9 protein-coding genes are annotated in these 12,501 nt (G+C 55.1%); 4 read left to right on the top strand and 5 right to left on the bottom strand.

The features are described from left to right. Nucleotides 1-459: 459 nt before the first annotated feature. Nucleotides 460-2,022, top strand: coding sequence for a TerC family protein (locus ABDW13_RS19445; RefSeq protein WP_343554186.1), 1,563 nt, complete (start codon nt 460-462; stop codon nt 2,020-2,022). A 30-nt stretch (nt 2,023-2,052) separates the two neighbouring features. Here ABDW13_RS19445 and asmA read toward each other — a convergent pair whose 3' ends face one another. From asmA to udk, 3 genes are all read right to left on the bottom strand, one after another. Beyond that, nucleotides 2,053-3,858, bottom strand: a complete 1,806-nt coding sequence (gene asmA / locus ABDW13_RS19440; protein WP_343554185.1) for an outer membrane assembly protein AsmA — start codon at nt 3,856-3,858, stop codon at nt 2,053-2,055. Between the two features lie 10 nt (nt 3,859-3,868). Next, nucleotides 3,869-4,450, bottom strand: a complete 582-nt coding sequence (dcd, locus tag ABDW13_RS19435) for a dCTP deaminase (RefSeq protein ID WP_034824828.1) — start codon at nt 4,448-4,450, stop codon at nt 3,869-3,871. Between the two features lie 72 nt (nt 4,451-4,522). Beyond that, nucleotides 4,523-5,161, bottom strand: a complete 639-nt coding sequence (udk, locus tag ABDW13_RS19430) for a uridine kinase (protein WP_343554184.1) — start codon at nt 5,159-5,161, stop codon at nt 4,523-4,525. Nucleotides 5,162-5,391: 230 nt separating this feature from the next. Between udk and ABDW13_RS19425 the strand changes: the two genes are divergently transcribed. From ABDW13_RS19425 to yegD, 3 genes are all read left to right on the top strand, one after another. After that, on the top strand, nt 5,392-6,003 hold the full coding sequence (locus ABDW13_RS19425) for a phosphatase PAP2 family protein (RefSeq protein ID WP_101763357.1): 612 nt from the start codon (nt 5,392-5,394) through the stop codon (nt 6,001-6,003). Between the two features lie 161 nt (nt 6,004-6,164). After that, nucleotides 6,165-8,729 carry a diguanylate cyclase gene (locus ABDW13_RS19420; RefSeq protein WP_343554183.1) on the top strand — a complete coding sequence of 855 codons (2,565 nt, stop codon included), beginning with the start codon at nt 6,165-6,167 and terminating at the stop codon, nt 8,727-8,729. Nucleotides 8,730-8,806: 77 nt separating this feature from the next. Further along, nucleotides 8,807-10,159 (top strand): molecular chaperone, encoded by a 1,353-nt coding sequence (gene yegD, locus ABDW13_RS19415; RefSeq protein WP_110866643.1) that lies wholly within the window; start codon nt 8,807-8,809, stop codon nt 10,157-10,159. Nucleotides 10,160-10,215: 56 nt separating this feature from the next. Here yegD and ABDW13_RS19410 read toward each other — a convergent pair whose 3' ends face one another. Further along, a complete protein-coding gene (locus tag ABDW13_RS19410; RefSeq protein ID WP_167391199.1) occupies nt 10,216-11,550 on the bottom strand; it encodes a carbohydrate porin in 1,335 nt (444 codons plus the stop codon). A gap of 218 nt (nt 11,551-11,768) precedes the next feature. Beyond that, on the bottom strand, nt 11,769-12,501 hold a 733-nt coding region (locus tag ABDW13_RS19405; RefSeq protein ID WP_343554182.1), incomplete at its 5' end, for an aldo/keto reductase.

Below are 12,501 nucleotides of genomic sequence, written 5' to 3'. Positions count from 1 at the left end.
ATCACAATTCACAACATTAAAAGGCTTAGGAGCACGCTATTAACAACGTTGGCGCAGACATTTACTAACACGTTGCTATACTAGTTATTACTGGCTTGTTTACAAGTAGGCCCCGTCTTCCCTGCACTATTTTAGGAAAAAGACTACCAGCCATAAGTATTGATGCCAGCCCTTTCAGGTCTTTCCGCTGCAAAATTCAGATTAATTCGATACTCAGCTTGTCATTACTTTGCATTAAAAATGCACGTAGTTCGCTGCGGATATGAATAAATAGTTAACCCCATTCCGCTACGTTGTTTATCCATACTTTCATATTGTCTATACAAACGTGCCATTAGGAATATTCTTGCTGATTAAGCTGTGCAGCGGATTCAGTGAGTCGGAAGCTATTTGTGCCCACCGCCACGTTTCACTATCATCAGATTAAGCTCAATCGATAGACATTAAGGTGATTAACGCATGTTCGAATGGATCGTTGATCCGTCACTCTGGGCAGGATTAGTAACGCTAATCGTTCTGGAATTGGTCTTGGGCATTGATAACCTGGTTTTCATTGCCATCCTCGTCGAAAAGTTACCGCCAACCCAACGCGATCGCGCGCGCGTGATTGGATTGCTGTTGGCGCTTTTCTCACGTTTAGCGCTGTTGGCCTCACTTTCCTGGCTGGTTACGCTGACGCAACCGCTGTTTACGCTGTGGCAGCACAGCTTCAGTGCGCGCGATCTGCTGCTGTTATGCGGCGGCTTGTTTCTTCTTTATAAAGCCACCACCGAACTGAACAGTCGCCTTGAGGGCGGCGACGAAGATGATGGTCAAAATAAGAACGGTGCTAAATTCTGGCCAGTGGTTGCGCAAATTGTGGTGCTGGATGCCATCTTCTCGCTGGATGCGGTAATCACTGCCGTTGGCATGGTTAATGAATTACCGGTGATGATGGCAGCGGTGACCATCGCCATTCTGCTGATGCTGCTGGCAAGCAAGCCACTGACGCGCTTCGTCAACGGTCATCCTACCATTGTCATCCTTTGCCTGAGCTTCTTGCTGATGATTGGTTTCAGCCTGGTGGCTGAAGGTTTGGGCTTTATTATCCCGAAAGGCTATCTGTATGCGGCGATTGGCTTCTCGATCCTGATTGAGATACTGAATCAGCTGGCGATGTTTAACCGTCGCCGCTTCCTCAACGCAGGTCGTCCGCTGCGTCAACGCACCTCAGAAGCGGTGCTGCGTATATTACGCGGTGAAGCGCAGCGTGCTGAGCTGGATTCAGACACCGCCTCGCTGGTGAGCGACAACAATGAAGAAGGCGCGCTGTTTAATCGCCAGGAACGCCGCATGATTGCGCGCGTGCTGGGATTAGGCCAGCGGCAGATTAACAGCATCATGACGTCGCGCCATGACGTTGAGCATATCGATTTAAGCGAAGATCCCGCAGACATCATGGCGAAGCTCGACCGCAATCAGCACACACGCATTTTGGTGACCGAGCAAGGACGCGATCCGCTCGGCGTGGTACACGTTATCGATCTGCTGCATCAATCGCTACACAGCAAATCGCTCGATTTGCGTGCCCTAATCCGTCAGCCGCTGATTTTTCCCGAACGCGTCACCTTGCTACAAGCGCTGGAGCAATTCCGCAACGCGCGCACCCACTTCGCCTTTGTGGTGGATGAATTTGGTTCGGTAGAGGGCGTGGTGACGCTTAGCGACCTGATGGAAACTATCGCCGGTAATCTGCCGATTGAAGGAGAAAAAGTGGATGCGCGCTATGATATTCAGCCGCTGCCCGATGGCGGCTGGATAGCCAATGGGCATATGCCGCTGGAGGATTTGGCGGTGTATGTGCGATTGCCGCTCGATGAGAGGCGTAATTACCACACGTTGGCGGGATTGTTGATGGATAGCCTGCAACATGTGCCGCAGGAAGGCGAAGAGTTGCAAATAGGCGATTATATGCTGCGCACCTTGCAGGTGGAGAACCATCGTGTGCAGAAGGTGGAGATTTTGCCGCTTGCCTCAATGTAATCAGGTCGCCATAAAGGCGACCGACATTGATTATGGCTGTTTGGCAGGCTGCTGGCGATCCAGCCAATCATTCAACCGCGACTTCGCCTCATTTTGCAGTTGCTGACGCACCACATCATCAATCGGCAATGAGTACTGCAAATTATTCCAGTCACCGTACATACGCAGCGGAATGGTCTGCTGATTGAGCAGGCCCGCTAATTTACTGTCGCCCTGCCAACCGCGCAGCATCATATTGATGGTGACATCAAGCTGTTGCTTCACCATGTCGATATTGCCTTTGGTTTGCACCGCCATACGACTGTTGCCACCTTGCAGATCCGGCAAACTGATGTTGCCCTGCTTCAGGCTGACGCGACCGCTGAGTTGCTGAATGCCCTGATCGTCGGGCTGATCGTTACTCACGCGATTACTCACTCGCGCCACCGCACGGCGTACCATTTGTTGCAGGTTAAGCTGCGCCAATTGCAAATTAGCGGCTTCCAGATCGGCACTGCCCTGCCAGTTACGTTTGGCTTCTTCAACGCTCAATCCAGCGCCGCTCAAATCCCCTTTGAGCGAAACGGTACCTTGCAGCGTCTGCGGCAACTCCAGCGCTTTCAATAATGGCGCAATCGCAATGTTATCGATTTCAGGTTGCAACGCCACTTGCGTCACTGGCTGGCGAATATCCACCGAACCGGGAATGGAGAAGTGACCGTCGCCAAATTTGCCTTGCAGTTTGGTCACCGTCATCAAACCTTGCTGATTACTGGCATCGATCTGCAAATTATTCAGTGTCAAACCGCGCCATACGCTGCTATCGGCGGTGAGATTGAGCGAAAAATCCATCTGATTGAGCGGCGAATCGCTGTTGTCGTGATTACGCGGTTCAGCAATCACCGGCGTGCGCGCCACGCTGGCATGTTGTGTTGCGCTGCTATCGTTAATCGGCGCACTCGCCATCAAATTGTCGATATTGAGTGTAGTGGCATGCAAAGCCAGATTCAGCTGTTGCGGCAAGGCGAGACGCCCCGACGCGCTGCCATCCAGCGTGCTGTCGTTGGCGCTGAGTTGCATCTTTTGCAGTGAGAATTGCTGATTATCCGCATTCCATTCACCCTGCGCACTCAACGTTCCTTTAATGCCTTGCGGCGGCAGGTTGGCGCCATCTAACGTGTAGTTGAACTCATCGATTTCACCGACCAGACGATGCGGATATTGCGCCACATTCATCTGCCCTTTGAGATTCACGCTGAGATTACGCTGATTGCGGGAAACACGCGTGGCGAGGTCAAAATTCGCCTGCTTGCTGGCATCCTGATCGAGGTTGAGATTGAGATCGCGGAAGTTGTACTCATCACCGTCCTGCTGCTGCCAAATCAGCAGGCTATCTGCCAGACGCAGTTTGCCGATGTTGAATGTCCAGCCTTTATCGATGCTGTTTCCGGCATCGGCATCGGCATCGCCTGGCCCCACCGGCGCGCCGCTCGGTTTCTGTGGCGCACTGTCTGGCGTGGCGCGGATGATGGCGTTTTTCAGCATCACCTGGCTGACGCTAAGCTGATGGGAAAGCAGCGGCCATAGATTGACATCCAGACGCATATTTTCCGCTGTCACCATCGGCTGTGCCGCGCCGGGCGCAGTCAAACTCATGCGACCCGCCAAAATGCTGAGCTGCGGCCAGACATGCCAACGCAGATCGCCGCTGACCTGAAGCTGATAACCACTGCGTTGTTCCACCTGCTGTACCATGTAGGTACGAAAGTCGTTGGGATTGACCAGCAACACCAATGCCGTCATGCCCGCTACGACCACCACTAACAGGATGGCCAACGTCGTTATCACTCTTCTCATCAAATCCTCTTCAGTCTTTGTCGATACGGCTGGCGTCAGCGCCCTGTTGACCACGATATTTTGCATCTTCGCGGCGGTTATAAGGACGTGCAGCCGGGCCCGACAACGGCTCAAAACTCAATGCGCCAATCAACATGCCAGGGCGCAGCGCCAGCGGCAGTTTGCCCGAATTATAGAATTCCAACACAATGCGACCTTGCCAGCCCGGATCGATACGGTGCGCGGTTACGTGCACCATCAATCCCAGACGCGCCAGCGAAGAACGTCCATCCAGCCAACCGACTAAATCATCGGGAATGGTCACCGATTCCAGCGTCACCGCCAGCGCCAATTCGCCGGGATGCAGGAAAAATGCCTCGCCTTCCGGCAACACGATTTCATCGCTCATCACGCGATCCAATGCGGCGCTGACTTCGTGTTTTGGACCACTCAAATCAATAAAAGGTGCCGTGTGGCCGCTAAAGGTGCGGAACTGGTTGCCGAGACGCACATCCACCGTGGCGCCATTAATACGTTCCACCGGCGGACGCGGATCAATCGCCAGTTTTCCGTTATCCAGCCAGGCTTCAATATCGCGATCGCATAATCTCATCGCTGGTACTCCATGTGTTAAGTGTAGCGAAAGGCGACAACAGCGCGTCACGTCTACGCGGACGCGCTGTTGTTAAAGATACTGATTAATCTTGGCCTTAAGGATATCAATCGCGATACGGTTTTTCCCGCCGCGCGGCACAATGATGTCAGCGTATTGTTTGGAAGGTTCGATAAATTGCAGGAACATCGGGCGTACCGTCTTTTGGTACTGACTCATCACCGAATCCATGGAACGACCGCGCTCATTCACATCGCGCTTCATGCGGCGCATCAAACAGATATCCAGCGGCGTATCGACGAAGATCGAGAAGTTCATCTCCTGACGCAGGCGCGCATCGGTTAACAGCAGAATCCCTTCGAGAATGATCACTTTCTTCGATTGCAGGCGAATGCAGTCATTGGTGCGCGTGTGCTCAACATAGCTGTAAACCGGCAACTCAATTTCCTGGCCAGCTTTAATGGCGCGCAGATGTTGCAGCAGCAAATCATGATCCATTGCGCTTGGATGGTCATAGTTGGTTTTCACCCTCTCTTCCATGGTGAGGTGGCTCTGATCTTTGTAGTAGGCATCTTCGGGGATCACACCGATATGCTCGTCACCGACCTGGTCACGGATTTCACGATAGAGCGTGCTGGCGATAAGACTTTTTCCGGATGCGGATGCACCTGCGATGCCAACGATCACGCACTGATGAGACTTGTCAGTCATACTTTTTTAAGACCTGATAACTGGAGCCTGCCTAAGCCGAAGCTGCAACGGGCCGAATGAGAGGGTTAGTTGGCGGCAATTATAGGTATTTCACCGGGTTGATGCCAGAGAAATGGGCCAACGGCTTTTCAGAATATCCCCTTTTGCAGCCAGACGCTTAATCGATACACTGTTCATCTGCCAACACTGCAGCCGGCGTTGGCACTCCGAATATAGCCGCAAGGAAAAGTATGAGCTGGAAAACCCTGACCTATTTTGGCGACAGCATGTTGCTGATCCCGACCGCGGTGATCATCGCGCTGGTCTTGCCATGGAAAAGCGACAACCGCCAAACCGTCTGGTATTGGGTGCTGGCGTTTGGTCTGGCTGGCCTGGTGGTGAGCGTCTCGAAAATCCTGTTTCTCGGCTTTGGCATTGGTAGCGCCCGATTCAACTTTACCGGCTTCAGCGGCCACAGCGCGATGTCGGCCACGCTCTGGCCGGTGATGATGTGGCTGATCTCCGGCCGCTGGTCGCCGCGCTGGCGCCTGTTTACCATTGGCATCGGCTATCTGATCCCGTTGATGGTTGGCCTGTCGCGCCTGGTCATCCACGCGCACTCCAAAAGCGAAGTGCTGGCGGGCCTGATGCTTGGCTTTACGCTTAGCACCGCATTCCTGCTGACGCAGCGCCGCACTTCACTAAAGGGCTTTAGCCTGCCGCAGATTGGCGTCGCGCTGCTGGTGCCGCTGTTGCTGCTGAGCCACGGCCGCGTCGCCACCACGCAACAGTTCCTCGAACGCTTCTCTGCCAATCTTGCCGGCTTAGAAAAGCCGTTTACCCGCGCCGATCTTTTTCGCTAATCCCGTTTGGCCCTTTGCGCGCAAAGGGCCAATCAATTCAGTGAATAACGACTAAAGTCGAATTCCCCGCAGACATCTCAAACAGATGTGCTAGCATGCAAAATAGTGATTGATTGGCGCATTTTCCATCGTGAATCAGGTGCGCGCTGCTGGATTCTTGCATGACCCTCGAGATACTAACTTCACAGGAAAGGCCACAGCGAACCTGGCTCAATGCCTTGCTCATTGGCGGGCTCACTTTTCTACTGACGCTATTTTGCCTGGAACTGATTGTTGTCAGTGGCCGTATTTCGCCGCTTTGGTACTCCACCGCGCTGATGACGGTGATCGTGTTTCGCGCCCACTCCAAACACGTTCCCTTGCTGCTGCTTGCCTGCGTACTGGGTACCGCGTTGGCCAATCTGATCATTATTGGTCCCGCACTCAGTAACATTAAGTTCGCCATCTTAAATATGGTACAGGCGATTCTGGGCGGCGTGATGCTGCGAGCGCTGCTCGATCGCCGCGCCCCGCTCAATTCGTTACTCGACTGGGTGCGCTTTGCCCTGTGCGCCGGACTGATTGCCCCGCTGTTAGGTGGCGTCGTGGCATTGTGGATGCTGCATGTGGGCAGCAATGCGTCACTGCCCTTCTTCTCGACGTGGGTGATTTCTGAGGTGATCGGCGTGCTGGCGTTTGGTCCGGTGTTATTGCTGTGGCCAAATAAACCGCTGCGCCACATCCTGACGCCAGGCCGGCAGCTGGAAACCAGCCTGACGCTGTTCGGCACGCTGCTCGCCAGCTATTTATCGCTGCGTTTTCTGCCGTGGCCCTTCACTTTTATTGTGGTGATTCTTTTTTGGTGCTCGGTGCGGCTACCCAAGTTCGAAGCGTTTCTGCTGTTCTTCCTCAACGCCAGTTTCATCTCGATTCTGCTGGCCTTTAACTGGGTCAACCTGGCGCAAAACGGCATGCTGCTCGGCCAGGTCAGCACATGGCTGCCATTTCTGTTGGTGCTGCTGCCGAGCCACGTGATGGCGCTGGTGATGGATGCCTTCCAGCGCGAGAAGCATCATATCAGCGAGAGTGAAACCCGCTTCCGTAACGCTATGGAATACTCCGCGATTGGCATGGCGCTGGTTTCGCCGAATGGCGGTTGGCAGCAGGTCAATCATTCGCTGTGCCAGACGCTGGGTTTCCCGGCCGATGAGCTGAAAAAGCTCACCTTCCAGCAAATCACCCATCCCGACGATCTCAACAACGATTTACAGCAGCTGGAGCGATTGGTGGCGGGTGAAATCATGACCTACACCATGGAGAAGCGCTATTTCCGCAAGGATGGCGAAATCGTCTGGGCGCGCCTGACGGTATCGATGGTGCGCGACGCCGCGCAACAGCCGCACTACTTCATCGCGCAGATTATCGATATCTCCGAACTGAAGCAGAGTGAGCAGGTTAATCGCCGCTTGATGGAGCGCATCACGCTGGCCAATGAAGCTGGCGGCATTGGCGTCTGGGAGTGGAATCTGCTGACCGGCGAGATGTTGTGGGACAAGCGCATGTATGAGCTATTTGGCTTAAGTCCGCACCAGACGCCCACCTACGATCTGTGGGTGCATCTGCTTGATCCGGCCGAGCGGGAAACCGCCACGCTTGCGGTGCAGCAGGCCATCGAACGCCGCAGCGCTTTCCAGCTGGAATACCGGATTAATTTACCGGAAGGCCCGCGCTACGTGCGCTCTGAGGCCAACCGCATTCTGAGTCAGGATGGGCAGATTGAACGTATGCTCGGCATCTGTCAGGACATCACGCCGCTGCGCGCGCTGAATGAAGCGCTGTTCCAGGAAAAAGAGCGCATGGCGATCACCCTCGATTCCATCGGTGAAGCGGTGATCAGTACCGATGATGAAATGCGCGTCACCTTTATGAATCCGGTGGCCGAAACGCTGAGCGGCTGGCCACAGGAAAAAGCCGCAGGCGTACCCATTACCGAACTGCTTAACATCACGCGCGGCGCGAGCGGCCCGCGCGTCGATAATTTGCTGTTGTGCCAGCTGCCGGACGAAAAAATCTCTCCCGAACTCGATGAAGAGCTGGTGCTGCATACACCAGACGGCACGCGCGTGGAGATCCACTACAGCATCACGCCGCTGAAAACCCTGACCGGCGCCAGCATCGGCGCGGTGATGGTTATTCAGGACGTCAGTGAATCGCGCAAGGTGATGAAGCGCCTGAGCTACAGCGCTTCACACGACATGCTGACGCGCCTGCCAAATCGCCACAGCTTCGAGCAGCGTTTGAAGCAGTTGGTGAACGATGCGGCGGCCAACCACACCCATCACGTCTTGGTATTTATCGATCTGGATAAATTCAAGGCGGTGAACGATACCGCCGGGCATGCCGCCGGGGATGCGCTGCTGCGCGAACTGGCAGAGCTGATGCCGCATCATCTGCGCAGCAGCGATATGCTGGCGCGTTTGGGCGGCGACGAATTTGGCGTGCTAATGCCGAATTGCGAAGTGGATCAGGTGCGCGACGTGGTGCAGCGTATCGTCACCGCCGTGAGCGAATATCGCTTTATGTGGCAGGAGCAGACTTATCACGTCGGCGCGAGTGCCGGCATCACGCAAATTGATCAACGTAACTGCATCAGCAATGTGGTGATGTCACAGGCCGATGTCGCCTGTTACAGCGCAAAACACGCGGGCCGTGGTCAGTATCACGTTTATCAGGAAGTGCAGATGTAATCTGCCACGTCTGCCCATTGCCAGCCCGCGCTGGCTGCGCTAAAGTCGCCCCCTTTTTTCCGGCATGGGGGATAAATATGTTTATCGGATTCGATTACGGCACAGCAAACTGCTCAATTGCGGTCAGCGATAATGGCACGCCGCGCCTGCTGACACTGGAGAATGGTCAGCGCCTGCTTCCCTCCATGATTTGCGCGCCAACGCGTGAAGCGATCAGCGAATGGCTGCATCGCCATCATCAAGTCCCAACGCCGGACAGCGAAGGCACCGCCTTATTGCAGCGTGCGCTGCGCTATAACCGCGAAGAAGATATCGACGTCACGCCGGGCAGCGTGCAGTTCGGTTTGACCGCGCTGCAGCAATATATGGTCGATCCCGAAGAAGTGTGGTTCGTGAAGTCACCGAAATCCTTCCTCGGCGCTAACGGCCTGAAGCCACAGCAGATCGCCTTCTTTGAAGATTTGGTGTGCGCGATGATGCTGCACATTCGTCAGCAAGGCGAAACCCAGCTCGATCGCCCGATTGAGCAAGCGGTGATTGGCCGCCCGATTAACTTCCAGGGTTTAGGCGGCGAAGAGGCTAACCAGCAGGCGCAGGGCATTCTGCTGCGTGCGGCACAGCGCGCCGGTTTTCGTGATGTGGAGTTCCAGTTTGAGCCGGTGGCGGCGGGCCTCGATTTCGAAGCCACGCTGCAGAAAGAGACGCGCGTATTAGTCGTCGATATCGGCGGTGGTACCACCGACTGCTCGATGCTGCTGATGGGGCCGGAATGGCGTCATAAAACCGATCGCCGTGAAAGTTTACTTGGCCACAGCGGATGCCGCGTGGGCGGAAACGATCTCGACATTATGCTGGCGTTTAAAACCCTGATGCCGCTGCTGGGGCTCGGTGGCAATACGCAGAAAGGCACCGCGCTGCCCGCGCTGCCGTGGTGGAATGCGGTGGCGATCAACGACGTTCCGGCACAAAGCGACTTCTATTCCGCGGCCAGCGGCAAACTGCTGCGCGATTTGATTCGCGATGCTGAACACAGCGACAAAGTGGCGCACCTGCTGAAAGTGTGGCAGCAGAAGCTGAGCTATCGTCTGGTGCGTGCGGCGGAAGAGAGCAAGATTGCGCTGTCGGAGGTGAAAGAGACCGATGCCTCGCTGGCGTTTATCGCCGCGCAATTGCAGGCGCAAATTAGTGCTGCGCAGCTGGAAGAAGCGATTAATCAACCGCTGGAACGCATTCTGGAGCAAGTGCATCTGGCGCTCGCCACCTGCGAAACCAAGCCGGAAGTGATTTATCTCACCGGCGGTAGCGCACGTTCTCCGGTGTTGCGTGCGGCGTTACAGCAGGCGCTGCCCGATACGCCTATCGCCAGCGGCGATGACTTCGCCTCGGTGACCGCCGGCCTCGCCCGCTGGGCTGAAGTGATGTTCAGATAATCCCCTCTCCCTGCCCTCTCCCAAAGGGAGAGGGCAAAGTCACACATTCTGCCAGATTAGAAATTCACGTTCGCACTGATCCCACCCACAAACGCATCTTTCACTTCACTTACCGCCCCCGGCGCCACCACATATTGCAGGTTCGGACGCAATTGCAGCCATTTGGTCAGCTGCGCGTTGTAGTAGATCTCATAGTTGTACTCTGAGCCATCCTGAATCGGCAGGTAGGTTGGGCTATTGAAGTCAGTCTCACCGTTCGCGTTGTTCTGCTCACGCTGCGAACGCGTGTAAGCGCTGTTAACGTGAATACGTGCCGCACCCACACCAATCTCATCCTGCGGACGCGCATCAAACGGCCCTTTCCAGGTGAAGCTCACCGACTGATAATTATCCGTTTTCGAGGTTTTGTGGTCGTTCATCACCGCTTGAACGGTGACGCCCAAACCACGGCTGGCATCGCCGCCCTGCGCGGTCAGTTGCTGTTGCAGCAGCACGTAGCCGCCGTAAGCGTGATCCTGGCTCTGATAAGCCCCATCGCGCCAGCTGCCGTAGTTATCGCCGTTAGCCGAAGAGTAGTAATAGCCGATACGGTAATTACCCGGCAGCTTGTCGGCGCCTAACGTCGGTTTCCAGCCCAACTCTACCGGCACCAGATTGCCTTCGGAGTTGCTGGTATCAAGACGGAATCCGTCGCCGCGATCGTAGTTGGCGCGGTTCTGGTTATAGAAGCCCACCTGGAAGAACACTTCAGGTGTGATATTCACCTTCACGCGGCCGCCCCATTGGGACACCGGCCAGTTGAACCAGCGATCGCCACGCCAGTTACCGGCCTGGCCGCTACCGAACGCCAGGTTCTGGAACTTACTGTCAAAGTTATCGAAATCTTCACCGACGGTAACGCGACCGGCTTTCAGGTTCACGGTGTTATCGAACAGACCTTTGCTTAACCAGAACTGGGTTAAACGCCAGGTTTGGCCGCGTCCGTATACTTCCTGAGTGGAGGACAACATGCCGGTGCGACGATCGGCGACCTGGTCGGAAATGTTCTGACCATTACGATCGGTAATCGTCATCTGGAATTGCGCATCCTGCCAGTTGAGCAGTTTTTCCAGGTCGAAGTTAGCGCCAAACGCCCACTGATCGCTGTAGCGCATTGAGGTGTTGGTATCGGCGCCGCCCGCCAGATTGGAGCCGCTTTCCATGGTGTAGTTAACGTCGAATTTTATGCCGTCATTTTCCAGCTGCGTTCGGTAACCGCCCCAATCACCAAACATATAGGGAGAGTCGTAACTGAAAGCATCAGCGGCCAGCGCAGATGCACTCAGCATCGCAAACATCAGAGTTCCCGCTGCCAGGCGGGGTAAATGCTGCACTGCTTCTTTTCTGTTCATGATGGTTATTCTTATATGAAGTTACTGGAATGGATCGAACAGAGGATAGTGCTGAGGATTTGTCAGTTTTTGCAAATATGTGCGCAGTTTACCGCAGGATGATAGTGCGTTAGCGCAATTGTGACGTCTGTCGATGATTGAAAATCTTTTGTGGGAAATGGCATTTTTTGTGAGGCAGAGCTGGAAAATAGCGGGACGCCGCAGCGTCCCTGAAAACCTTACAGTTTGCTGGCGCTCGCCAGCTCTTCGATCTCTTGCTTGCTGAGCTCGAGCTGGGTGGCTTTCACCAACTCATCCAACTGCTCCAGCGACGTGGCGCTGACAATCGGGGCGGTAATGCTCGGACGGGCAATCTGCCACGCCAGCGCCACCTGCGTTGCCGACACATCGTGCGAGGCGGCGACATCTTCCAGCGCTTCAACAATGCGCTTACCGCGTTCATTCAGGTACTTGTCGACGATGCCCTGCCCGCGCTGACTTTTGCTGGCATCCTCTGGCTTTTTGTACTTACCGCTGAGGAAGCCGCTGGCCAGCGAATAGTAGTTAATCACGCCGAGGCCATTTTTCACCGCAACCTGCTCCAGACCGCTTTCATACTCCTGGCGATCGTAGAGATTGTATTCCGGCTGCAGGGTTTCATAGCGCGCCAGGCCATGTTGCTTGCTCACGTCCAGCGCTTCCTGCAGACGTTTAGCGTTGTAGTTGGACGCGCCAATGGCACGCACTTTGCCCTCCTTGATCAGCGAATCAAAGGCTTTCAGCGTGTCCAGCAGCGGCGTCGCGTCATCATCGCGGTGCGCCTGATAAAGATCGATGACGTCGGTCTGCAGGCGGCGCAGCGAATCTTCTACCGCCTGACGAATGTAAGCCGGCTTGAGGCCGGTTTTCTCCGGAGACAGCTCCATGCCGACTTTGGTTGCCAGCACGATGCTGTCGCGCTTGCCGCTTTTC

The sequence above is a fragment of the Pantoea sp. genome, assembly GCF_039594315.1.
Lineage (GTDB): Bacteria > Pseudomonadota > Gammaproteobacteria > Enterobacterales > Enterobacteriaceae > Pantoea.
This window is presented reverse-complemented; position numbering and strand designations above follow the sequence as displayed.